Annotated in this window: 23 protein-coding genes and 1 pseudogene; 12 read left to right on the plus strand and 12 right to left on the minus strand. The window is 67.7% G+C overall.

All coding sequences use genetic code 11. The features are described 5' to 3' along the window. Window positions 1–32: 32 nt before the first annotated feature. Both LC041_RS07475 and ilvA read left to right on the plus strand, forming a co-directional pair. Window positions 33–1229, plus strand: coding sequence for an AI-2E family transporter (locus LC041_RS07475; RefSeq protein ID WP_226532473.1), 1197 nt, complete (start codon window positions 33–35; stop codon window positions 1227–1229). After that, window positions 1226–2455 (plus strand): threonine ammonia-lyase, encoded by a 1230-nt coding sequence (gene ilvA / locus LC041_RS07480; protein ID WP_226532474.1) that lies wholly within the window; start codon window positions 1226–1228, stop codon window positions 2453–2455. Before LC041_RS07475 ends, ilvA begins: the two co-directional genes overlap by 4 nt. Window positions 2456–2535: 80 nt before the next feature. Here the strand turns inward: ilvA and greA are convergent, their stop codons facing one another. Continuing rightward, a complete protein-coding gene (gene greA / locus LC041_RS07485) occupies window positions 2536–3024 on the minus strand; it encodes a transcription elongation factor GreA (RefSeq protein WP_047523206.1) in 489 nt (162 codons plus the stop codon). A gap of 98 nt (window positions 3025–3122) precedes the next feature. Next, window positions 3123–3509: a DUF4307 domain-containing protein gene (locus LC041_RS07490; protein WP_226532475.1), complete on the minus strand. Its 387-nt coding sequence runs from the start codon at window positions 3507–3509 to the stop codon at window positions 3123–3125. A gap of 68 nt (window positions 3510–3577) precedes the next feature. On the opposite strand from LC041_RS07490, the gene LC041_RS07495 reads away from it, so the two are divergent. Further along, window positions 3578–3883, plus strand: coding sequence for a hypothetical protein (locus LC041_RS07495; RefSeq protein WP_226532476.1), 306 nt, complete (start codon window positions 3578–3580; stop codon window positions 3881–3883). A 41-nt stretch (window positions 3884–3924) separates the two neighbouring features. On the opposite strand, the gene trhA is transcribed toward LC041_RS07495, so the two are convergent. Further along, on the minus strand, window positions 3925–4656 hold the full coding sequence (trhA, locus tag LC041_RS07500) for a PAQR family membrane homeostasis protein TrhA (protein WP_226532477.1): 732 nt from the start codon (window positions 4654–4656) through the stop codon (window positions 3925–3927). A 97-nt stretch (window positions 4657–4753) separates the two neighbouring features. Between trhA and LC041_RS07505 the strand changes: the two genes are divergently transcribed. From LC041_RS07505 to LC041_RS07515, 3 genes are all read left to right on the plus strand, one after another. Next, on the plus strand, window positions 4754–5533 hold the full coding sequence (locus LC041_RS07505; RefSeq protein WP_226532599.1) for an isoprenyl transferase: 780 nt from the start codon (window positions 4754–4756) through the stop codon (window positions 5531–5533). Window positions 5534–5572: 39 nt separating this feature from the next. Beyond that, entirely contained in the window at window positions 5573–6703 is a 1131-nt protein-coding gene (locus LC041_RS07510; RefSeq protein ID WP_226532478.1) for an aminotransferase class V-fold PLP-dependent enzyme, read from the plus strand. Window positions 6704–6861: 158 nt separating this feature from the next. Next, window positions 6862–8244 carry a PhoH family protein gene (locus tag LC041_RS07515; protein ID WP_445241956.1) on the plus strand — a complete coding sequence of 461 codons (1383 nt, stop codon included), beginning with the start codon at window positions 6862–6864 and terminating at the stop codon, window positions 8242–8244. A gap of 220 nt (window positions 8245–8464) precedes the next feature. Here the strand turns inward: LC041_RS07515 and LC041_RS07520 are convergent, their stop codons facing one another. The 7 genes and pseudogenes from LC041_RS07520 to xseA all read right to left on the minus strand — a co-directional run bounded on the left by LC041_RS07520 (window position 8465) and on the right by xseA (window position 13869). Then, the gene (locus LC041_RS07520; protein ID WP_226532479.1) at window positions 8465–8839 is read right to left on the minus strand and encodes an endonuclease domain-containing protein; all 375 of its coding nucleotides are present in this window, start codon (window positions 8837–8839) and stop codon (window positions 8465–8467) included. A gap of 324 nt (window positions 8840–9163) precedes the next feature. After that, a pseudogene (locus LC041_RS17440) lies at window positions 9164–9301 on the minus strand (type IV toxin-antitoxin system AbiEi family antitoxin domain-containing protein); the annotation flags it as partial. Window positions 9302–9600: 299 nt separating this feature from the next. Next, a complete protein-coding gene (locus LC041_RS07525; protein WP_226532480.1) occupies window positions 9601–10995 on the minus strand; it encodes a class II fumarate hydratase in 1395 nt (464 codons plus the stop codon). Beyond that, window positions 10992–11666 carry a carbonic anhydrase gene (locus LC041_RS07530; RefSeq protein WP_226532481.1) on the minus strand — a complete coding sequence of 225 codons (675 nt, stop codon included), beginning with the start codon at window positions 11664–11666 and terminating at the stop codon, window positions 10992–10994. The genes LC041_RS07525 and LC041_RS07530 overlap by 4 nt, the downstream gene beginning before the upstream one ends. Further along, window positions 11663–12316 (minus strand): DUF4245 family protein, encoded by a 654-nt coding sequence (locus LC041_RS07535; RefSeq protein ID WP_226532482.1) that lies wholly within the window; start codon window positions 12314–12316, stop codon window positions 11663–11665. The genes LC041_RS07530 and LC041_RS07535 overlap by 4 nt, the downstream gene beginning before the upstream one ends. After that, window positions 12313–12555, minus strand: coding sequence for an exodeoxyribonuclease VII small subunit (locus tag LC041_RS07540; protein WP_226532483.1), 243 nt, complete (start codon window positions 12553–12555; stop codon window positions 12313–12315). The genes LC041_RS07535 and LC041_RS07540 overlap by 4 nt, the downstream gene beginning before the upstream one ends. A 36-nt stretch (window positions 12556–12591) precedes the next feature. Further along, on the minus strand, window positions 12592–13869 hold the full coding sequence (gene xseA, locus LC041_RS07545) for an exodeoxyribonuclease VII large subunit (RefSeq protein WP_226532484.1): 1278 nt from the start codon (window positions 13867–13869) through the stop codon (window positions 12592–12594). 64 nt (window positions 13870–13933) lie between these two features. Here xseA and LC041_RS07550 point away from each other — a divergent pair, with 64 nt between their 5' ends. The 4 genes from LC041_RS07550 (at window position 13934) to LC041_RS07565 (ending at window position 17880) form a co-directional block, all read left to right on the plus strand. Next, on the plus strand, window positions 13934–15013 hold the full coding sequence (locus LC041_RS07550; protein WP_226532485.1) for a 4-hydroxy-3-methylbut-2-enyl diphosphate reductase: 1080 nt from the start codon (window positions 13934–13936) through the stop codon (window positions 15011–15013). Window positions 15014–15015: 2 nt separating this feature from the next. Further along, window positions 15016–15804, plus strand: a complete 789-nt coding sequence (locus LC041_RS07555; protein WP_226532486.1) for an IclR family transcriptional regulator — start codon at window positions 15016–15018, stop codon at window positions 15802–15804. 258 nt (window positions 15805–16062) lie between these two features. Beyond that, on the plus strand, window positions 16063–16602 hold the full coding sequence (locus LC041_RS07560; RefSeq protein WP_226532487.1) for a DUF6264 family protein: 540 nt from the start codon (window positions 16063–16065) through the stop codon (window positions 16600–16602). A gap of 30 nt (window positions 16603–16632) precedes the next feature. Continuing rightward, window positions 16633–17880 (plus strand): hypothetical protein, encoded by a 1248-nt coding sequence (locus tag LC041_RS07565; RefSeq protein WP_226532488.1) that lies wholly within the window; start codon window positions 16633–16635, stop codon window positions 17878–17880. Between the two features lie 84 nt (window positions 17881–17964). Here the strand turns inward: LC041_RS07565 and fbaA are convergent, their stop codons facing one another. Then, complete coding sequence (fbaA, locus tag LC041_RS07570; RefSeq protein WP_226532489.1) at window positions 17965–18993, minus strand: class II fructose-bisphosphate aldolase; 1029 nt, start codon at window positions 18991–18993, stop codon at window positions 17965–17967. 185 nt (window positions 18994–19178) lie between these two features. Here fbaA and glpX point away from each other — a divergent pair, with 185 nt between their 5' ends. Further along, entirely contained in the window at window positions 19179–20165 is a 987-nt protein-coding gene (gene glpX / locus LC041_RS07575; protein ID WP_226532490.1) for a class II fructose-bisphosphatase, read from the plus strand. Between the two features lie 203 nt (window positions 20166–20368). Next, complete coding sequence (locus tag LC041_RS07580; RefSeq protein WP_226532491.1) at window positions 20369–20659, plus strand: hypothetical protein; 291 nt, start codon at window positions 20369–20371, stop codon at window positions 20657–20659. A 34-nt stretch (window positions 20660–20693) separates the two neighbouring features. Here the strand turns inward: LC041_RS07580 and LC041_RS07585 are convergent, their stop codons facing one another. Beyond that, the gene (locus LC041_RS07585) at window positions 20694–21983 is read right to left on the minus strand and encodes a DNA recombination protein RmuC (RefSeq protein ID WP_226532492.1); all 1290 of its coding nucleotides are present in this window, start codon (window positions 21981–21983) and stop codon (window positions 20694–20696) included. Between the last annotated feature and the right edge of the window lie 3 nt (window positions 21984–21986).

The raw sequence follows: 21986 nt of genomic DNA on the forward strand, positions 1-21986 counted from the left end.
AACGGCATACGGCATGACCGTAGACTTGGGCGATGAGTGAGGACCAGCGACCCCGGCTGCGAGATCTCTTCCGTCCGCGGCCCGTCTCCACAGACCGCACCGTGACGACCGAAGCCGATGAGGCGGTACCTCTGCCGCTGCGGATCACGGCGAGCTATGCCTGGCGATTGTTGCTCATCGCGGCGGCGATCGGTGTCTTCATCTGGCTGGTCATGCTTCTCAAGCTCCTGGTCATCCCGCTCATGGTCGGCATCCTGATCACCGCTCTGCTCTGGCCGGCGTTCTCATGGATGCTGCGTCACAGCGTCCCGCGCTGGCTGGCGATCACCCTCTCCCTCATCGGCACCGCCGCCATCGTCACGGGGCTGATGTGGCTGGTGGTCTGGCAGGTGCGCGCTCAGCTCCCTGACGTCCAGGCGCGCTCGACCGAGGCGTTCGATCAGTTCCAGGTCTGGCTTCACGAAGGTCCGTTGAAGCTCTCCGACACGCAGATCGCCGACTACCTGCAGCAGGGACTCGACTTCCTCACCGAGCAGACCCAGGCACTTTGGACCGGCGCTCTCGCCATCGGCACGACCGTCGGGCACGTCGCCACGGGCGCCTTGCTGTCGCTGTTCATCCTCATCTGCCTGCTCGCCGATGGCGCGGGCATCTGGCGGTGGACGCTCAAGATCTTCCCGCGCAAAGCACGGCAGGCGGTCGATGGGGCCGCGCGCAACGGCTGGGCCACGATCGTGAACTACGCCCGCACGCAGTTGTTCGTGGCGACCATCGATGCGATCGGCATCGGGCTCGGAGCCTTCCTGCTCCAGGTGCCCCTCGCCCTCCCCGTCGCCGTCCTGGTCTTCTTGGGCTCCTTCATCCCGATCGTCGGTGCCGTCGTGACCGGCGCCGTCGCCGTCTTCCTCGCGCTCGTCTACAACGGTCCGTGGATCGCACTGTGGATGCTCGTGGTCGTGCTGGCCGTCCAGCAGATCGAGGGGCACATCCTGCAGCCGATCATGATGGGCTCGGCGGTCAAGGTGCACCCCCTGGCCGTCGTCCTCGTGGTCGCGGGCGGCGCGATGATCGCGGGAATCCCCGGAGCCCTGTTCGCCGTGCCGTTGGCAGCTTTCGTCAACGTCGCGGCGGTGACGATCAGCACGGGATCCTGGCGCACCGGCGCCGGCCCGAGCGGAGACCTAATCTGGAGCACAGTACCGCGTGAGCGGAGACGGAGGAATCGATGAGCGAAGTCCCCAGCCTGACCGAGTTCGAGCACGCAGCTCAGAGTCTGGCTGAGGTGATCTCGCACACGCCGACGCTGCCCTCGCGAGCGCTGTCGGACATCCACGGCAGCGCGGTCCTGCTGAAGATGGAGAATCTCCAGCGCACGGGCTCCTTCAAGATCCGCGGTGCCGCCTACCGGCTGTCGCGACTGAGCGCCGAGGAACGCTCCCGCGGGGTCGTCGCGGCTTCCGCGGGCAACCATGCGCAGGGTGTCGCCCTCGCCGCGCAGGCCCTGGGCATCCCGGCGACGATCTTCATGCCGCTGGGTGTTCCGGTGCCCAAGCTCCTCGCCACCCGCGGGTACGGTGCGGAGGTCGTGCTGGAGGGGGAGACCGTCGCGACATCGCTGCGCCTGGCGGCCGAGTTCTCCGAGCGGACCGGAGCCGTGCTGATCCACCCCTTCGATCACCGCGACGTCGTGATCGGACAGGGGACGCTCGGCCTGGAACTGCTGGAGGACGCGCCCGACGTGGACACCGTCGTGCTCGGTATCGGCGGCGGGGGCCTCATCGCGGGCGTCGCCGCGGCTGTCAAAGCCCGTGCCGCCGAGCTCGGCCGGACCGTCCGCGTCATCGGAGTCCAGGCGGAGAACGCCGCTGCTGTGCCGCCGTCGCTCGCGGCGGGGGAGCCGGTAGACATCGTCACGCGTCCGACCATCGCCGACGGCATCCTCGTCGCCCGGCCGGGTGCCGTCCCCTTCGAGATCATCAAGGATCTCGTCGACGAGGTGGTCACCGTCTCCGACGACGATCTCGCGCGAGCCATCCTCATCCTGCTGGAGCAGGCGAAGGTCGTGGTCGAACCGGCCGGTGCCGCCGGAGTCGCGGCGATCCTGGCGGGCAAGGTCTCCGGAACGGGGACGACGATGGCGGTCCTCTCCGGAGGCAACATCGATCCGCTGCTGCTGCAGCGCGTGGTCTCCCACGGCCTCGCGGCGTCGGGCCGCTACCTGACGATCCGGATTCCACTCCCTGATCGGCCGGGGCAGCTCGCCCGTGTCTCGGAGCTCATCGCCGAAGCCGGGGCGAACGTCATCGAAGCCATGCACACGCGGCACGGACATGGACTCCAGATCAGCGATGTGATCCTGGAGCTCAGCGTCGAGACGCGCGGACCCGAGCATTCGGAGCACACGCTCGACACTCTGCGCCGCGCCGGTTTCGAGCCCATCCTCGTCCCGGATTGAGCGACGAGCGTCCGGACGCCCTCCACGAAGAAGCGCCCCCGCGTCCTGAGAGGATGCGGGGGCGCTTCTTCGACGGTGCGTCAGCCCGTGTAGGTCTCGACGTTCACGATCTCGACGTCGATGCTGCGTCCGTTCGGAGCTTCGTACGACGACTTCTCGCCGACCTTGAGGCCCAGGATCGCCTGGCCCAGCGGGCTCGCCTCGCTGTAAACGTCGAGGTCGCCACCGGAAGCGATCTCCCGGCTGCCGAGGAGGAAGACCTCTTCACCGCCGGCCACGAGTGCCGTGACCACGGTGCCGGGCTCGACGATCCCACGGCTGGCGGGAGCCTCGCCGACCTTGGCGGTCTTCAGCAGACCTTCGAGGGTGCGGATGCGGGCTTCCTGCTTGCCCTGCTCGTCCTTCGCGGCGTGGTATCCGCCGTTCTCCTTGAGGTCGCCTTCTTCGCGGGCCGCCTCGATGCGCTTGGCGATCTCATCGCGACCGACGGTCGACAGGTGCTCCAGCTCGGCGACGAGCCGGTCGTACGCTTCCTGCGTGAGAAAGGGGACCTGAGCATCGGTGGACATGGCGAAGCTCCTTCTTTCGGGATCCCACCGACAAGGTTGCGGGGGATATGCCAAGACGCCCCGGCACGGTGCCGGGGCGTCGTCTGTCTGGCACGAGTCTAAGCGACCCAGCAGGTGTTCACCAAACCTGTGGTGGCCTCCGCGACGGTCGGGACGGTGACCGAGAGGGCCTGGGAGTGGCTGTCTCCGGCGGCGATCTCGACGATCTTCCACCCCACCACGCCGAACTCCTCGTCGAGCGCTTCGAGTGCGCACACGACGTCCTTTCCCTGCACGCCGGTGACCTGGAAGCTCACATCGACGGAGTACTCGTCGATGAGTGTGAAACCGAGGTCGTCGGCGTCGACAGAGGCCATCGACTGCGCTACGGTCATCCAGCTGAAGGCGCCGATGACCACGAGCGCGACAGCGCTGCCGATGATCCACGGCAGCCGACGTCGTCGGGTTCGGCCATAGCGTTCGTCGAGCTGTTGTGCGGTCGTCACTGGTGGGTCTTCCCGGTCGTTAGGCTGGTGATACCAGGTTATGCGACCTGCGCACGAAAGGCCGATTCATGCTCGCTCTGACCGAGACCCCGATGCCGACGCCATCGATGACCGTGGCTCCGGAGGCCGTCTCCCCGGGCTTCATCGGCTTCGCCGCCATCGTGGTGGTCGTGATCGCCGTGATTCTGCTCATCTGGGACATGAACCGCCGTATCCGACGGGTGCGCTACCGCGACGAGGTGCGAGAAGAGCTCGACGCCGAAGAAGCCGCACGCGCGGCGGGCGAAGCGGCGGCAGCCCCGCGCTCTCCGGAGTCCTCATCGCCCGAGGGAGCGGGCGCCCGCGACGGGGATGAAGAACCGCCGACACGCTGAGTCGTCGTTCGACCCGGTCGCACGACCCGTGTCCGCGGCGGCTACGGCATGCCCAATGAGGGCGACAGCGGAGCGAGAGTGATGAGCAGACACGCGGTCCAGTGGCAGAGGAACGCGAGCACCGTGCACACATGGAAGATCTCGTGGAATCCGAAATGGCCGGGCCACGGGTTGGGTTTCTTCAACGCGTAGACGACGGCGCCGCCCGTGTAGAGGAGGCCGCCGACGATCACCAGCACCATCATCGCGAAGTTCGCGTTCATGAGGTCGACGATGTACATCACCGCCGCCCAGCCGAGAAGCAGGTAGAGGGCGACGTAGAGCCACCGCGGCGCGTGGATCCAGAACACGCGGAAGAGGATGCCGAGCAGGGTTCCTCCCCAGACCACGCAGAGCAGGAGGAGGCCCTTGTCCGGGGGGAGCGCCAGCGTCGCCAGGGGAGTGTACGTCCCGGCGATCAGCAGCAGAATGTTCGCGTGGTCGATCCGCTTCAGGACCACCTTCACCCGGGGGGACCAGTTGAACCGGTGGTAGAGCGCGGAGTTTCCGAACAGCAGCAGTGATGTGAGCATGAACACGGCCGACGCCCATTTCGCCGGGGCGCCGTCGGCCACGATGATCAGGACGATGCCCGCGGCGATGGCCACCGGGAAGGTGGCGGCGTGGATCCAGCCCCGCCACGTCGGCTTGATCTCGACTGCAGCGTCCACGGCCGCCGCCTCGAGAAGGGGCAGCTGGGGGACATCGGGACCGGACTGCTCGGGTGTGCTCACGTGCTCACTCTAAGCCGCGGGGCATTCCGTGCAGGGCACATATCCTCAGCGTCCGCACACGATGGCGCACGCAACGGCACGATAGCGTAGGGAGGTGATATCACGCGAGAATCCGGTGCGGGGGCCGTTGTATCGGCTCTACACCAGTCGGCTGCGTCGCCACCTCGATCCTGCATCGGTGCCGCATCATGTCGCGATGATGATCGACGGCAACCGGCGCTGGGCGCGTCAGCTCGGGTTCGCCACGCCGGCCGAGGGACATCGGGCGGGCGCGGCGAAGATGCATGAGTTCCTGGGCTGGTGCGACGAGCTCGGCGTGCGCGTCGTGTCGCTGTACCTCCTCTCCAGCGACAACCTGCGCAAGCGCGACTCGGCTGAGCTCGCGGACCTCATCGAGATCATCGCCGAGCTGGCGGAAGCTCTGTCGCAGGAGGGGAACTGGCGGGTCAAGCACGTCGGACGATCCGACCTCCTGCCGCCGGAACTCGCTCGCGTGCTCGCGGACGCGGAGGAGCGGACGAAGGGGCACAGCGGGCTCCACGTGAACCTCGCGGTCGGCTACGGCGGCCGCAACGAGATCGTCGACGCGGTCCGGAGCATCATCACCAAGCACGAGGCCTCGGGTGGAACGATGGAGGACCTCGCCGCCCAGCTCACCCCGGAGATGATCGGCGAGCACCTCTACACCGGAGGACAGCCCGACCCCGATCTGGTCATCCGGACCAGTGGTGAGCAGCGGCTCAGCGACTTCCTGCTCTGGCAGAGCGCGCACAGCGAGTTCTACTTCGTCGAGGCGCTGGGGCCCGATCTCCGGCAGGTGGACTTCCTCCGCGCCATCCGCGACTACGCGGACCGCGACCGCAGATACGGTCGGTGACCGCCCGCGCGATGCGCGACGCCGTGCCACAATGACGAAGTGAGCACTTTCCAGGACTACGTCGACACGTTCGACAACGAGTCCGGCTATCTGAACTGGGCCGCCTTCGGGCCGTTGTCGCCCTCGGTGCGCGAAGAGGTGTTCGCCGACGCCGACCTGCTCGGCAGCGGACGCCCGTCGTCATTGTCGCTCGTCGCGGAGCGGATCGGCCAGGCCCAGGAGATCGTCGCTGAGCTCCTCGGGGGCGATGCGGACGATGTCACCCTCCAGCCGTCATCGACTCATGGGCTCATGCACGCGCTGTACGGGCTCAAGGGCACCGTCATCGCGAGCACGGCGGAGTTCCCCAGCGTCAGCCTGACCGTCGAGCGGGCCGCGTCGGCCTCGGATCACGCTGTGACGCCGCGATGGATCACCCCGGCGGACGGACGCGTGACCCCCGACGCCGTCGCCGACGCACTCGACGACGACGTGGTCGCGCTCGCCGTGAGCCACGTCGACTTCCGGACGGGCTATCGGGCCGACCTCGCTGCCCTTCGCGAGCTCATCGGCCGCGATCGCCTGCTCATCGTCGACGCCGTGCAGTCTTTCGGAATCATGGACGTCGACTACGGTCCCGCCGATGTCGTGGTGGGTCATGGCTACAAGTGGCTGCGCTCCGGGCGTGGCAGTGCATTCGCCTGGTTCTCACCGCGTGCGCGGGAGCGGATCGTCCCCGTGCTGTCCGGGATCGCCGGGACCGCCGCGACGGGCCTGTTCGTCGATGAGCTTCCTGCACCGGCAGCCTCGGCGCGGGCGTACACGGTCAGCCAGCCCGACACGCTCGCGGCCGGGCGACTCGCGATCGGCGTCCGCGATGTGCGGGACGCCGGGGTCGCCGCGATCGAGGCGCGCCTCGCCGAGAACGTCGACGCCATCATCGAGATCGCCGATCGTCACGGCATCGAGGTGAGTTCGCCGCGAGCGCGCGGAGAGCGCGCGGGTATCGTCGCCCTCGAACCGGAGGAGCCGGCACGTCTCGCCGCAGCTCTCGCGAACGCGGGCCTCGTGGTGACGGCACGCGGGTCGTCGGTGCGTCTCGCGCCGCACGCGGGAACCGACGCTGCCACTTTCGAACTCCTCGACGAGGCGCTGCACGCGTTCGGCAACGAGACGTTCACCAGTACGTAACGAACGCCCTGGCGTGTCGGCGTCGCGTACATGCCCTCGCGGTCGTACGTTCTAGGCATCGGGCAAGGCGCCCGGTCGGGTCGGCCTCAGGTTGACGACTCGTGACCCCCTGGTCGACTCGTTCGAATAGCCGGGATTCCCCGGGTCGGGAGTGGGTCGTGACCACACGTACAGCGCAGCAGGCCACCAGCACCGCGCAGCAGTCCACCCGTAAGACGACGAGACGCGCATCATCCGCAGAGCCCGATCAGGATCTGCGGACATACGTCCTCGACACCTCGGTCCTGCTGAGCGATCCGCAGGCGTTCTTCCGGTTCGCAGAGCACTCCGTCGTCCTTCCGGTCGTCGTGATCACAGAGCTCGAGGGCAAGCGCCACGACCCGGAGATCGGCTACTTCGCACGTCAGGCACTGCGACACCTCGATGATCTGCGCATCGAGCACGGGCGACTGGACTTCCCGGTCGAGGTCGGTGAAGGAGGCACGCTTCGCGTGGAACTCGCGAACACCGACTCCTCGGTTCTCCCGGCGGGCATCCGGCTCAGCGACAACGACACGAGGATCCTGTCCGTCGCCATGCACCTCGCGCAGGACGGTCAGGATGTGACGATCGTCTCCAAAGACCTCCCGATGCGCGTGAAGGCTGCGTCGCTGGGGCTGCGTGCTGAGGAGTATCTCGCCGAGCAGGCGGTCGACTCCGGATGGACCGGGATCTCGACGCTCGACCTCTCCGGCGACGACATCAGCGACCTGTACGAGAGCGAGGTCGGGATCAGCGAGGAGGCGAGAGGGCTTCCGGTCAACACGGGCTTGATCATCCACTCCGAGCGCGGCTCCGCACTCGGACGCGTCACCGGGGACGGCGAGTACCGACTGGTGCGCGGCGACCGAGACATCTTCGGGATGCACGGGCGGTCGGCAGAGCAACGGATCGCGATCGACCTGCTCCTCGACCAGGAGGTGGGCATCGTCTCCCTCGGCGGTCGGGCCGGTACCGGCAAGTCGGCGCTCGCGCTGTGCGCCGGTCTGGAAGCGGTGCTGGAGAGACAACAGCAGAAGAAGATCATCGTGTTCCGGCCGTTGTTCGCCGTCGGCGGGCAGGAACTCGGCTACCTCCCCGGCGATCAGGGCGAGAAGATGGGGCCGTGGGGACAGGCGGTGTACGACACGCTCGGTTCGGTCGTGTCCGGCAATGTGATCGAGGAGGTCATCGAACGCGGGTTGCTGGAGGTGCTGCCGCTCACCCACATCCGTGGTCGTTCCCTTCACGATGCGTTCGTGATCGTGGACGAGGCTCAGTCGCTCGAACGCAACGTCCTGCTCACCGTGCTGAGCCGGATGGGTCAGAACTCGCGAGTCATCCTCACCCACGATGTGGGCCAGCGCGACAATCTCCGCGTCGGCCGGCACGACGGGATCGCCAGCGTGATCGAGACGTTGAAGGGACATGACCTCTTCGGGCATGTGACCCTGACACGCTCCGAGCGTTCGGCGATCGCAGCCCTCGTCACCGAGCTCCTGGAGGGTGGAGAGCTCAGCTGACGACGGGCGACAGCGGATGCCGCGCGGACTGCCCCGCGGCATCCGCTGTCGTGTGTCCGGGGACCGCGCCGGATGCACGAGTGCGGGTGCGGGTGCGTGTGCGGGTGCGGGTGCGGGTGCGGGTTTGGCTCCCGTTGCAGACCGCTGCCGACACGCCAGATGTCGGACGTCGAAGGTCTACGTGTCCGACATCTGGCGTGTCGGCATGCGTCGTGTGTGCTCACGCGTGCTCTCGGCAGCGGGCGAGAGCGGTGAGGATGGCGCTCTGCACCGCTGGCCAGTCGTAGACGATCTGCGCGAAGTCGAACCGCAGCGTCTCCAGTCCCAGCGCGGATGCGGCCGCGTCCCTGGCGAGATCTTTGTGGCGGTGCGAGACGCCGTCGTGATTCTGCCGCCCATCGATCTCGATGATCAAGCGTCCATCGATGATGAAGTCGACCCTTCCCACGCCGCTGATCAGCACCTGGCACTCGACGAAGATGCCAAGCACATGCAGCCGCAGCCGAACCAGGGATTCGAGTCCGCTATCGGCATCGGAACGCCCGATGTCGACCAACCATCTTGCGTAGGCCGGAAGGGCCTTGCGGATTCGCATTCTCGCTGCCGAGGAGAGCAGCCGATTCCTCCACGCCGATTCGAACGCTGCGAAGAACGCCTCGTCGCCGCAGCACCGATGGAAGTGAATCAGGGCCGTCTCGACGTCCACCAGTCCGAGACCTGGTGTGCCTCGGAAGTAGTGGGTGACGCACCGGCACCCGACATGCGGATTGACGCGTCCCCGCCTCCCTACCCAGACGTGGGGTTGCGAATCGTCGCCGAGTACCCACACTCCGTGCAGCCGCAGTGCTTGCCCACACGTGAGCGCACCCCCGTGTAGTGCGGCGCGCCGTAGATCTGCATCCAGCGTGGGTGATGCGAACACGCCTGGGCGGACGCGCTCGATCCTCTTGTCTTGGACAGCCTTCGCGAGTTCCGGGCGCGACACGCCGCAACGCTGCAGCTCGACACCGCGCGCAAGGCCACCGAGTCGGGTCAGAAGAACAGTTGGATCGAGCACTCGTCCACTTTGAGCTCAACGCCGGCACGCGGATCGACGTCGAGACAGTGACTGTGAACAACGGGCAGGTCCTGTGCATAGGGCAGGAGCAGTCCCTCGCGCACGAGTCCGCCGACACGCCAGATGTCGGATCCGGTCTCCCAAAAGGTCCGACATCTGGCGTGTCGGCGGGCGTCAGAACGGAGCCGCACGGGGGCTCGAAGGGGCTTGCACGTCGCACACCGGAAGGCGCGGCAGGCCGGAAACCACGGATGCCGCGAGGAACGTGTCCTCGCGGCATCCGGTCGTGCGTTCGAAGCTCAGCCCGGGTGGGTCATCGAGAGCAGGTCGAGCTTCTCATCGAGCTGTTCGAGGGTGAGCTCACCGCGTTCGACGTAGCCGAGATCGATCACGGCGTCGCGCACCGTGATGCCCTTCGCGACCGAGTGCTTGGCGATCTTCGCCGCAGCTTCGTAGCCGATGAGCTTGTTGAGGGGGGTGACGATCGACGGGCTCATGCCGGCGAAGGAAGCGGCGCGCTCGACGTTCGCCTGCAGGCCGTCGATGGTCTTGTCGGCGAGCACACGGGAGGCGTTCGAGAGCAGTCGGATGGACTCGAGCACCGCCGTGCCCATGACCGGGATCGAGACGTTGAGCTCGAAGGATCCTGAGGCTCCTGCCCAGGCCACGGTCGCGTCATTGCCGATCACCCGGGCGCACACCATCAGCACGGCTTCCGGGACGACGGGGTTGACCTTGCCGGGCATGATCGAGGAGCCGGGCTGCAGATCGGGGATGTGCAGTTCGCCGAGACCCGTGTTGGGGCCGGAGCCCATCCAGCGGAGGTCGTTGTTGATCTTGGTCAGGGAGACGGCGATCGTGCGCAGTGCGCCCGAGGCCTCGACCAGACCATCGCGGTTCGCCTGCGCCTCGAAGTGGTCCTTCGCCTCGGCGATGGGCAGCTCGGTCTCGGCAGCGAGCAGGGCGATGACCTTCTGCGGGAAGCCGAGCGGGGTGTTGATGCCGGTGCCGACCGCCGTACCGCCCAGGGGGACCTCGGCGACGCGGGGGAGGGCGGACTGCACGCGCTCGATGCCGAGGCGCACCTGGCGGGCGTAGCCGCCGAACTCCTGGCCGAGGGTCACGGGCGTCGCATCCATGAGGTGCGTGCGGCCGGACTTGACAGCGTCCTTCCAGAGCTCGGCCTTCGCCTCCAGCGCGACGGCGAGGTGGTCGAGCGCGGGGATGAGAGTGTCGATGAGCGCCTGGGTCACGGCGATGTGCACCGATGTCGGGAACACGTCGTTCGACGACTGGGAAGCGTTGACGTGGTCGTTGGGGTGCACGGTCGCGCCGAGGATGCGGGTCGCGAGAGTCGCCAGCACCTCGTTCATGTTCATGTTCGAAGAGGTGCCGGAACCGGTCTGGTAGGTGTCGACCGGGAACTCGCCGTCGTGGGCACCCGAGGCGACCTGGTCGGCAGCCTGGGCGATCGCATCGGCGATGGCGCCGTCGAGCGTGCCCAGCTCCTTGTTGGCGAGCGCGGCGGCCTTCTTGATCCGGGCGAGCGCGGCGATCTGCGTCGACTCCAGCCCCTTGCCCGAAATCGGGAAGTTCTCCACTGCGCGCTGCGTCTGCGCCCCGTAGAGCGCGTTCACGGGCACCCGCACCTCACCCATGGTGTCGTGCTCGATCCGGTACTCGGTGTCGGTCATTCCGTACCCTCCTTGGTCACGGGGCTGTCCCCCTCGGTGTCGATTCCGACCGTGATCGCCGGTACGGCGGTCCCTTCGGCCAGACGGTAGTTCGCGCCGACGATGCCCAGGCGGCCCTCGGCGACGGCGTCGCTGATGATCTCCGATGACTGCAGCAGGTCGTGGACCGTGTTGCGGAGGTGCTCGCGTCCGACGAGCTCCGCGTCGATGTCCGCGACCGTGCCGCCGCCGCTCTCGGCGAGCACCTTGCGCGCGGCAGGCACGATCGGAGCGACGAGCTTCCAGATATGGGGCGGGAGAGGAGCGGCATCGATGGCCGTTCCGTCGATCGCCGCGCGAACCGCACCGCACGAGTCGTGCGCCAGGACGACGATCAGCGGTACCTCGAGGACGGCGACCGCATACTCCAGACTGGCGACGATCGACTCACCGATGACCTGGCCGGCGTTGCGCACGACGAACAGGTCGCCGAGACCGAGATCGAAGATGATCTCGGCGGCGAGGCGAGAGTCCGAGCAGCCGAAGAGGGTCGCGACGGGGTGCTGCGCCGCGGCGAGATCCTTGCGCCGGACCACGTCCTGGTTCGGGTGCCGGGGCTCGTCCGCCACGAATCGACGGTTGCCCTCCCGCATCTGCTGCCAGGCGGCAGAAGGAGTCAAGGGGTGTGTCATGGGGCCTCCGAGAGTGAACGGATCTGCGGGATGAGGGACTCCGCGAGCTCTGCTGTGGAGTCGGACGAGCGCGAGCCGTAGAGCAGGATGTAGTCGTCGCCGGCCTGGGTGCCGATGGCGTAGGTGACGTTGGCGTTCGAATCGGCGTTTCCCGGCTCGTAGACGTCCCAGTCGAGACCGCCGATGCGGGTGGTGTCCGTGGGGGCGATACCGTTCAGGCGCTGCGGAGCCCAGGAGGCATCGGCGTCGAAGGCCTGAGCGACCTTGACGAACCCGCGTTCATCGTCTGCAGCCGGGGCCAGCGCGACCTCCCAGACGGCGGTGGCACCGCCGAGCAGCTTGGCGCTGTTCGCCCGCCAGAAGTCGCCCAGCTCGGGAACGAGCACGGGGCTGTCCATCGTTGATTCCACGCCTGCGGCGATGCCGGCGACATCGATCGGCTCGGGCTCGACAGGCTCCCCACGGGGGACCGCGAGGATGATCACGGCGACCACGGCGACCGTCACGAGTAGGGCGGCGATGAGGTTCCGGAAAGTCTGACTCGAGCGATACGCCTTGCTGGAGGCGGCCTTACGCGCTGCGGTCTCGTCCGGTGTCTCCGGGCGACCGAGCTCTGCGCTGATCGGCGGCTGTCTGGTCTGCTTGCTCATGACTGCGCACCCGGGGTTTCGCCGTCGGATGACGCGGCCCTGGCTTCTTCGAGGCGGCGCTTCGCCCCGAGGAGCCACTCCTCGCACCGGGCGGCCAGCGCCTCACCGCGCTCCCAGAGTGCGAGCGAGTGCTCGAGGGTCGGTGACCCCTGTTCGAGTTCGGCGACGACCTTGACGAGCTCGTCACGGGCTGCCTCGAACGACAGCGTGTCCACGGGGGTGTCGTTGAGGGCGCTCACTCCTCCATCCTACGTCGTGTGACGTGGCGTTCCGGCTCAGGCGGACTCTGGGATCTCGCCCTCCGAACGCGCGGCGACGGAGCCGCGATCGACCGTGATCGTGAGGGCACTCCCCGCCGGGGCATCGGCGGCATCGCGCAGTATCACGCCGCCGTCGAGGTGGGCGATGGCGTAGCCGCGAGCGAGCGTGGCCGCGGGGGATAGTGCGCGGAGGGAGGCGCGCAGCTCACCGGTCCGCCGTCCGGCGGAGTCGATCTCCCGGGTCACGGCGTCGCGCCCCCGTGAGAGCAGGAGCCACAAGTCCTGGGAGCGGGCGTCGATGATCGGATCGGGGGAGCGGAGGACGGGACGTGAGCGGAGCTGCTCCAACTGCGCGATGTCGTGCGCGAGGCGCTGGGTGAGGCGCGTCGTCGCGCGCGAGCGCAACTGGGCGATGAGGGCGCGCTGCTCACCCACGTCGGGCACGACGCGCTTCGCCGCGTCGGTCGGCGTCGACGCGCGAAGGTCGGCGACATCGTCGAGGAGCGGATGGTCGTTCTCATGTCCGATCGCGCTGACGACCGGCGTGGACGAGGCGGCGACGGCGCGGATGAGCCGTTCGTCGCTGAAACCGAGGAGGGTCTGCGGGTCGCCGCCGCCGCGCGCGATGATGATCACGTCGACGTCCGGGTCGGCATCGAGGCGTGCGAGCGCGGCGAGGGTGTCCGGCACGCACCGGTCACCCTGGACCGCGGCGTACTCGGTCCGGAACCGCACCTGGGGCCAACGCAACTCGGCGTTGCGGTGCACGTCTTTCTCGGCGTCCGACCGCTCACCGGTGATCAGTCCGATGACGTGGGGGAGGAAGGGGAGGCGCTGCTTGCGTGCGGGATCGAACAGGCCCTCCTGGCGCAGCTGGATACGGAGCTTCTCGAGGCGTTCGAGCTGATCTCCCAAGCCCACGTGCTTCATCGCTGAGACCGTGAAACTGAAGTCTCCCGCCTTGACGAAGTAATCGGCCTTCACCGCGGCCACGACGTGATCGCCGATGCCGATGTCGGACGGGATGCGTCCGCGAACGCTCGACCACACGCGGATCGAGATCTGGGCGTCGGACCGGTTGTCCTTCAGGCGCGCGAAGACGTTCCCGGCGCGCACGTTCCAGGAGGTGACCTCACCTTCGACCCAGACGGTGTTCCACCGTGCGACGAAGTCGCGGATGGTCGCGTTGAGGCGGGTGACCGAGGTCGGGGCGTCCGCCGTGGAGTCACGCGGGGCGACGGAGTCGGCCGGCGGCGTCTCGCCCTGTCCTGTCGTCGCTTCGAAGACTGTCATCCGCTCCCGCTCCCGTCCGGAGTCTCCCCGGCCCCGCACAGCCGTGCGGCGGTAGAATCCAGGGGTGACTTCGACTGCCGTTCATCTTCCCATTCCCCGTCTCCCTCGAGTGCGGGCGGCGGCCGGGCGGCTTCAGGATAACCCGGTGGTCGGACGCAAGCGGGTCCTGCTCGCCGCGCCTCGCGGCTATTGTGCCGGTGTCGACCGCGCTGTCGTGGCCGTCGAGAAGGCGCTGGAGCGCTACGGCGCGCCCGTGTACGTGCGCAAGCAGATCGTGCACAACATCCACGTCGTGACGGAGCTCGAGGAGAAGGGTGCGATCTTCGTCGAAGAGGTCGATGAAGTCCCCGAGGGCGCGCACGTCGTGTTCAGCGCCCACGGCGTGTCGCCGGCGGTCGTGGGTGCGGCATCCGACCGCGGTCTGCACGCGATCGACGCCACCTGCCCCCTGGTCACCAAGGTGCACCGTGAGGCCGTGCGCTTCGCGCGGGACGATTTCGAGATCCTGCTCATCGGCCACGAAGGGCATGAAGAGGTCGAGGGGACGGCGGGGGAAGCGCCCGAGCACGTCACGATCGTGAACTCACCCGAAGAGGCCGACACGGTGGTCGTGAAGGATCCGAACAAGGTCGTGTGGCTCTCGCAGACCACGCTGTCGGTCGACGAGACCATGGAGACCGTGAACCGTCTACGCACGCGGTTCCCCGAACTGCACAATCCGCCGTCCGACGACATCTGCTACGCCACCCAGAACCGACAGGTCGCCATCAAGAAGGTCGCCGCTGGCGCCGACCTGGTGATCGTCGTCGGATCGTCCAACTCCTCGAACAGCGTGCGCCTGGTCGAGGTGGCTCTCGAATACGGCGCCAAGGCCGCGTACCGGGTGGACTATGCCGAGGAGATCCAGCAGGAGTGGCTCGACGGTGTCGAGACCATCGGCGTGACCAGCGGGGCGTCCGTCCCCGAGGTGCTCGTGCGCGAAGTTCTCGACGCGATCGGCGATGCCGGTTACCGCGACGTCGAAGAGGTGAAGACGGCTGAAGAGGATCTGATGTTCTCCCTCCCCAAGGAGTTGCGTCAGGACGCCGCCGGACAACGCGACGAGCGGGCGCTCGGCGGTCGCGCATCTGGAGGAGGCGCGTAGCGTTGAGCGCCGCGGAGGCGGAGCCCACCCTCATCGGGTCGGTGCAGCGCGCTCTGCGGTTGATCGACATCGTCGCGAACTCTCCCCGTCCGCTGCCTGCCAAGATGCTCGCGGCGATCACCGGATTGACGCCCGGCACGACCTACAACCTCGTGCGCACCCTGATCCATGAGGGCTATCTGAACGCCGAACCGGACGGGCTGGTGCTGGGATCGCGATTTCCGGCTTTCCAGCAGCAGGTCGACTCCCGGGGCGTCTTCCTCGCACGCGTCCGCGCTGCGCTTCGTGACGTGACCGAGGTCGTCGGAGCGACCGCCTACCTCTCCCGCTTCCACGATGGTGAGATGCACCTCGTCGACATCGTCGATGCGGTCAGGAACCCACGCGTCGAGTTGTGGGTGGGATTGCAGTCCAGCGCCCATGCGACGGCGCTGGGCAAGCAGATCCTCGCAGACCTCCCGGATGACGAGAGGCTCGACTACCTCTCTCGTCATCGGCTGGAGGAGCTCACTCCACGCACGATCAGCGATCGCCGGACTCTCCTGACGCAGTTGGAGCACTCACCGGGATGGGCGGTGGACGAGGAGGAGTATGCGATCGGTGCGACGTGCGTTGCCGTGCCGGTCGTCGCGCCCGGGGTCACCGCTTCCTTGGCGATCTCCCTGCCCGCGGACCGCGCCGTGGTCGATCGTGCTCTCGTCACGACGCTGCAGCGCGAGGCGCGTCGATTGTCCCTGCAGCTCGGCGCCGCCTCCCTCGATGGTGACGCAAGCCCGGAGTTCACTATCTGAACACCGACCCCTGGTGCAGCGGCATGCGTTTTCCTATGATCGGGGGAGTAGCGCCATACGAGATCGCTACTGACCGCCCGAGCGTCCCCAGCGCCGGTGGTCTACATGGATGAGAAGCGTCCCCAGCGCTTCACGTCCGCGGCCCCGAGAAGTCCCCACTTCTCCGGGGCCGCTATCGTCTCCGGGCGCGTTGCTCACTCGTGTTGCCCGCAGGCGTCGCTGTGAACAGCGCGAAGCCGGGACGGTTAGCATGGCGGGATGACCGATCAACGTCCGCAGTACGGCGAACTCGCAACGCCGGAGGAGCAGCGCCGTGCCGCAGGCCTGCCCCCGCTGGACGAGGTCGCCATCGCGCCGCCGGCCCCTCCCGCCGCACCGATCGACGCCGCTGCGGCCCCGGCGTCGGGCGGTAGCCCGACTCCGCGTCGGCGCCCCGTGGATCGGCTCGTGACGGTCGCGCTTCTCGCCTATGGCTTGGTGAACGTCGTCGTAACCGGGCTGTCATATCTCGACCTTCCGAACGTGATGAACGAGACCATGAGGATCCTCGGCATCGACGGAGAGTTCACCAACTTCGCCCAGGGGCGCATCTGGGGGACCATCGGCGCGATCGTCCTGGCCGCCGGGTGGGCGATCACCGCCGCGCTCTCCATCCGTCGCCTGCGTCGCGGGCGTCTCACCTGGTGGTTGCCGATCGTGGGCGCGATCGTGACGGGTGTGATCGTGTCGATGTGCATCGCTGTGCCGATGATGAGCGACCCGGCGTTCATCGCCTACCTGACGTCCGTCGGTCAGTAGCCGCTGCCGACACCCCGGTACTGTCGAAGGATGCTTCAGAACAGCTTCGGCGTCCACCTCTCTGCTGCGTCCGTCGATCGCGGCGACGGCTCCGACCCTCGGTCGCAGGCGCACGACATCCTGGCCGGTCTGCGGGTCCCGGCGGGCGTTCGCGATGCGGGGGACGAGTGGGACGACCACTCTGAGGCTCTGCTCGCGATCCCGGTGACGGACGACGGGCAGGTGTTGACGCTCACCGGGGAGGACCGCATCGCCACGACGCTCTCTGTCACCGACCTGCGCGAGGCCTTCCGGGCTCAGGGGCTGTCGCTCTGGCTGGAGAGCGGCATCGATCCGGACGACGACGGGCTCGAGACCGAAGACCTCGACGACCTCGTCGACGAGAACGGCGAGGAAGATCCTGAGGAGGTGGAAGACGAGCTCGACTCGCCCTTCGTCCTCCCCACCGTCCGGGTCTGCGCGTTCTCGCATCGTGGTCCCGCCGTCGCGCGCCTGCTCTCGTCGATGCGTCGGATGGCCGTGGATCACCAGGAGTCCGGGGAATGGTCTCTCCAGCAGTTCGAGACTTCGGAGCCGACGGGGGACTGGACGACCTCCCGGGCGGAGTTGCCCGTGATCGAGCTCAACCGCGTCGACGGCGACGCGTGGATCGAAGTGACGGCGCCGAAGGGAGGCCCGATCCCGTTCTGGATCGATGCCGAGCGTGGCACCCGCCCCGTTCTCGATCTCGAAGCGATTCGCGTCCCGGAGACCCTGGAGATCTGCCGACGGCTGCTTGCTGAAGGGGATGGAAGCCGTGATGAGCTTCTGGAGATCGCCGCGACAGTGCGACTCGACGTGGATGCGGCCCATCGCGCACTGATGCCGGAGTCGCTGGGCGGAGTGGTCGGTGCCGAAGCCCGTCAACGCGCGTTCCTGGCAGCGTTCGGGATTGCGCCCGACTTGATCGACGCGGCGTTCGATGGTCGGGTCGCGCGTCCGAACCGACGGTTCCTGCCTTTGGGGCCGTGGGCGACGCTGCGGGAGACGGCCATCGCCGGCGTCGGCGAGTTCACTGCGCTGACCCGACGGGACCGACCCATCGCACGCCTCGGACAGGCGGTACGGCGGCGGCCGACGGTCGGCCTCTCGCTGGCACTGGCGGAGTTCGGCGCCGGAATGTGGCTGACGTCGCGAGCGAGCGGACGCGGCAAATCGGTGGGTGTACTGCTCGTGGTGGACGCGCTGATCGATGTCGCGATCTGGATCACGCGCATCCGTCGCGGACGCCAGGGATAGGTCTTCGTGCGGCGGGCACCGCGCCGCAGACACGAGATGCCCCGGCCCTCAGGGGCCGGGGCATCGCTTCGATGCGGGAAGTGCTCAGCTCTGAGACTGACCGTACGAGCCGAGCTGACGGGTCGACTCGACCACGCGGGCGGCCATGGCCGTCTCTGCGATCTTGCCCCACGCGCGCGGGTCGTACTGCTTCTTGTTTCCGACCTCGCCGTCGACCTTGAGGACGCCGTCGTAGTTCTTGAACATGTAGTCGGCGATCGCCCGGGTGTACGCGTACTGCGTGTCGGTATCGATGTTCATCTTGATGACGCCGTTGGCGACCGCGAGGGCGATCTCGTCATCGGTGGAGCCCGATCCGCCGTGGAAGACCAGGTCGAGCGGCTTCGCACCCGTGTTGTACTTGGCCGCGACCTCCGCCTGGATCTCGCCGAGGAGTTCCGGACGAAGCTTCACGCCGCCGGGCTTGTACACGCCGTGCACGTTGCCGAATGTGAGGGCTGCGATGTACCGGCCCTGCTCGCCGAGGCCGAGCGCCTGCACGGCCTGGTCGACGTCGGCGAAGGTCGTGTAGAGGGCCTCGTTCGAGCCCTCGTGCTGCACGCCGTCCTCTTCGCCGCCGACGACGCCGATCTCGACCTCGAGGATCGCGTTGATGTTCTTCATGCGGGGGAGGAGGTCTTTCGCGATCTCGATGTTCTCCGCGAGCGGAACCGCCGATCCGTCCCACATGTGCGACTGGAAGATCGGGTTGCGTCCGGCCTTGACCTCTTCTTCGGAAGCGGCGATCAGCGGCTCCACGAAGCCGGCCAGAGCGTCCTTCGGGCAGTGGTCCGTGTGCAGAGCCACGGTGATCGGGTAGTTCTTGGCCACCTCGGTGGCGTAGCGGGCGAACGCGAGCGCACCCGTGGCGCGAGCCTTCACCGTGTGGCCGGCGAAGTAGTCAGCACCCCCGGTGGTGACCTGGATGATGCCGTCGGAGCCGGCCTCGGTCAACCCCTGGAGGACGGAGTTGATCGTCTGCGAACTCGAGACGTTGAAAGCGGGGTATGCGAAGCCGCCGGCCTTCGCGCGGTCGAGCATTTCGGCGTACTGATCCGGGGTGGCGACGGGCATGAGATCTCCTGCGGTAGGTGAAGCCGGGACAGGTGCCACTCTATCGGGGCGCATGCGGACTTGCCGCAGACGTGACGGCGCACGCGCGTGCCAGCTTCTGCGGTGATGTTAAGAATTGAGATTCCTTCGCGGTCTCGACGAAGAAAACCGGGCAGTTCCGCTCGCTCGCTCGCTAGGCTGACCGCATGGTGAGTCTGACAGCGGATCTGAGTCCTCTTCGTCCCGATCGAAACCTCGCGATGGAGCTGGTCCGCGCGACCGAGGCTGCGGCCATCCGGGCGGTGCCCTTCATCGGGCGCGGTGCGAAGGAAGCCGCGGATGGTGCTGCCGTGGATGCGATGCGCGCGTTCCTCGGCACCGTCGATTTCCAGGGTCGCGTCGTCATCGGTGAGGGCGAGAAGGACAACGCGCCCATGCTCTTCAACGGCGAGGTCGTCGGCACCGGCCGCGGCCCGCTCTGCGACATCGCGGTGGACCCCATCGACGGCACGTCCCTCACCGCAGCCGGTCGGCAGAACGCGCTCTCCGTGATCGCTGTCTCGGACCGGGGGACCATGCTGGACGCCTCCTCCGTCTTCTACATGGACAAGCTGGTCACGGGCCCCGCTGGCGTCGGCGTCGTCGACATCCGCCTTCCGATCGCCGAGAACATCCGCAAACTCGCCGGTGCGCTCGACAAGCCCGTCGACGAGATCGTCGTCTCCGTGCTCAACCGTCCGCGTCACGAGCGGTTGATCCAGGAGATCCGCGATGCCGGCGCCGGTACCCGCCTGATGAGCGATGGCGACGTCGCCGGCGGGATCAACGCCGCTCGGCACGACGCTCGCACCGACATGTGCGTCGGCGTCGGGGGAAGCCCCGAGGGAATCGTCACTGCGTGCGCGATCAAGGCACTGGGCGGACACATCCAGGGACGCCTGTGGCCGCGCGACGACGAGGAGCGGCAGCGGGGAATCGACGCCGGCCTCGACATGGACAAGGTCTACGAGGCCGATGACCTGGTGCAGGGAAGCAACACGATCTTCGTCGCGACCGGCGTCACGGACGGGCAGCTCGTCGCAGGCGTGCGGCGTGAGCGGGGCTATGTGTACACCGAGAGCGTCGTGCTTCGTGGCGCCTCCGGAACACTGCGTCGTATCGCATCGGAGCACCTCGTCTCGAAGTGGCTCTGAACCTCCGCCTCCTCCGCTCTCGCCGGGTTCGTGGTGTCGTCGTCGTGGTGACGACGGCGTTGCATGCCGCGCCATCGTTATCGAGCCGGTATCGGTTCCGAGTGGCGTGAGCCACGCTTTCAGGAGCGCCATGTCACAATTGTGACTGGGTTTGTCGCCGTGGACGGAGCCGCAAGGCAACGCAGGCACAGGAGGGCGAACGGATGACAACGCAGCACACGAGCGGTTCGAAGGCCGCCGCGACGAAGATGATCACCACGAATACGGGGCGTATTCTCCGGGTCAGCGCCGATGTCGAACCCGGCGCCGCAGTCGCTCCTCCCGTGACACCTCCGCCCGCAGCTCTGGTGGATCCCGCGCGTCGCGCTGACGTGCTGTTCCGTGTCCGCCGAGACGAGGGCCACGAGATCAGTGCGTGGTGGATGATCGGAGCTTTCCTCGCTACCAGCGGTCTCGTCATCCTGCTTCTCAGCGGCGTCCCCGGCATCGCCTGACGCGTCTGCAGCGACCCCGACCTGACGTTTTCGCTCAGTCGGACGGGCTATCGCTCCCCGCGAGCCGAATTCGCACATCGCCGACGTCTGCGGTGACTGCCGCGGCCCCCGCGCGCTCCGCGGCGAGATCGGCGTCGTGGGGAAGACCGTCGGAGGTGAGCAGCTCGGGAGCCGTGAAGTGTCGTGCGTTCGCCGCGGTCGACGGGGAGGCGGAGGCGAGCGCGCTCGCGTCGACCCCGGGGAACTGTCGGGCTGTCACCAGTACCCGTGTCTCGAGGGAACCCGCGAAGCGGTTGTAGCTGTCGACCGTCCGCTCCAGGGCGCGGCGCAGATCGTCGGCGTGCCCGGCGAGGGTCCCCAAGCGGTCGTACAGCTGGGTCCCGAGAGTGAGAAGCGTGCGGGCTTCGGTCGAAACCTCCTGTTGTGTCCACGTGAAGGCCACTGTCTTCAGGACCGCCCACAGGTTTACCGGTGAAGCGAGTGCCACGCGGCGACTGAAGGCGTAGTCGAGCAGCGTCGGATCCTCATCGATGGCGGCGGCCAGAAGCGACTCGCTCGGCAGGAAGCAGATCACGAACTCGGGACTCGCATCGAGACCGGTCCAGTACGCCTTCTTCGCCAGGGCATCGATGTGCGCGCGAACCGCCTTCACATGCTTCTGCATGTGGGCTCGGCGCTGTGGTTCATGTGCATCGCCCAGCGGAAGCGCCGAGGCCTCGAGGTAGGCGTCGAGGGGTACCTTGGCGTCGACCGCGATGGAACTGCCTCCCGCGAGGCGGATGACCATGTCGGGACGCCCCTGCCCGCGGTCAGAGGAGATCGTCGCCTGCAAGTCGAAGTCGATGTGTCGGGTGAGGCCGGCCGCTTCGACTACTCGGCGGAGCTGCGTCTCGCCCCAGACACCGCGGGTGGCGGTCGAGCGCAGGGCTCCCGCGAGTGATTCCGTGGTGGCCCGCAGCGCCTCGTCGGACTCCTGGGCGCGGCGCAGCTGTTCCTCGAGTGTGCCGAACTGTGAGTGACGCTCCCGTTCGATCGCGGTGACCTTGGCCTGCATCTCCTGCAGGCTCTCCCGGACCGGAGCGAGGGCGGTCAGCACCGCGTTCTGCTGCTGCACCCGCTGGGCTTCTGCGCGCTGCTCGGCCCGGGCATGCTCGACGGCATCGCGGTAGAGATCATACTGGCGGTCGCGGTCATCGCGGACGGCGGCGAGCTCGGCCTCCGCGCGGGCGAGCTCTGCGGCACCGCGACCCGCCCGCAGGAACCAGCCCACCGCGACGCCCGCAACGAGGGCGACGAGCACGAGAACGACAGACAGTGCATCCATGTG

The organism is Microbacterium paraoxydans (assembly GCF_020524545.1).
GTDB lineage: Bacteria > Actinomycetota > Actinomycetes > Actinomycetales > Microbacteriaceae > Microbacterium > Microbacterium paraoxydans_C.

What these genes read in the sequence shown, in the direction of transcription:
- LC041_RS07475 (WP_226532473.1), top strand. Translation starts at nt 33, where the DNA reads ATGAGTGAGGACCAGCGACCCCGGCTGCGAGATCTCTTCCGTCCGCGG.
- ilvA (WP_226532474.1), top strand. Translation starts at nt 1,226, where the DNA reads ATGAGCGAAGTCCCCAGCCTGACCGAGTTCGAGCACGCAGCTCAGAGT.
- greA (WP_047523206.1), bottom strand. Translation starts at nt 3,024, where the DNA reads ATGTCCACCGATGCTCAGGTCCCCTTTCTCACGCAGGAAGCGTACGAC.
- LC041_RS07495 (WP_226532476.1), top strand. Translation starts at nt 3,578, where the DNA reads ATGCTCGCTCTGACCGAGACCCCGATGCCGACGCCATCGATGACCGTG.
- LC041_RS07520 (WP_226532479.1), bottom strand. Translation starts at nt 8,839, where the DNA reads ATGCGAATCCGCAAGGCCCTTCCGGCCTACGCAAGATGGTTGGTCGAC.
- LC041_RS07525 (WP_226532480.1), bottom strand. Translation starts at nt 10,995, where the DNA reads ATGACCGACACCGAGTACCGGATCGAGCACGACACCATGGGTGAGGTG.
- LC041_RS07530 (WP_226532481.1), bottom strand. Translation starts at nt 11,666, where the DNA reads ATGACACACCCCTTGACTCCTTCTGCCGCCTGGCAGCAGATGCGGGAG.
- LC041_RS07535 (WP_226532482.1), bottom strand. Translation starts at nt 12,316, where the DNA reads ATGAGCAAGCAGACCAGACAGCCGCCGATCAGCGCAGAGCTCGGTCGC.
- xseA (WP_226532484.1), bottom strand. Translation starts at nt 13,869, where the DNA reads ATGACAGTCTTCGAAGCGACGACAGGACAGGGCGAGACGCCGCCGGCC.
- LC041_RS07560 (WP_226532487.1), top strand. Translation starts at nt 16,063, where the DNA reads ATGACCGATCAACGTCCGCAGTACGGCGAACTCGCAACGCCGGAGGAG.
- LC041_RS07565 (WP_226532488.1), top strand. Translation starts at nt 16,633, where the DNA reads ATGCTTCAGAACAGCTTCGGCGTCCACCTCTCTGCTGCGTCCGTCGAT.
- fbaA (WP_226532489.1), bottom strand. Translation starts at nt 18,993, where the DNA reads ATGCCCGTCGCCACCCCGGATCAGTACGCCGAAATGCTCGACCGCGCG.
- glpX (WP_226532490.1), top strand. Translation starts at nt 19,179, where the DNA reads ATGGTGAGTCTGACAGCGGATCTGAGTCCTCTTCGTCCCGATCGAAAC.
- LC041_RS07580 (WP_226532491.1), top strand. Translation starts at nt 20,369, where the DNA reads ATGACAACGCAGCACACGAGCGGTTCGAAGGCCGCCGCGACGAAGATG.
- LC041_RS07585 (WP_226532492.1), bottom strand. Translation starts at nt 21,983, where the DNA reads ATGGATGCACTGTCTGTCGTTCTCGTGCTCGTCGCCCTCGTTGCGGGC.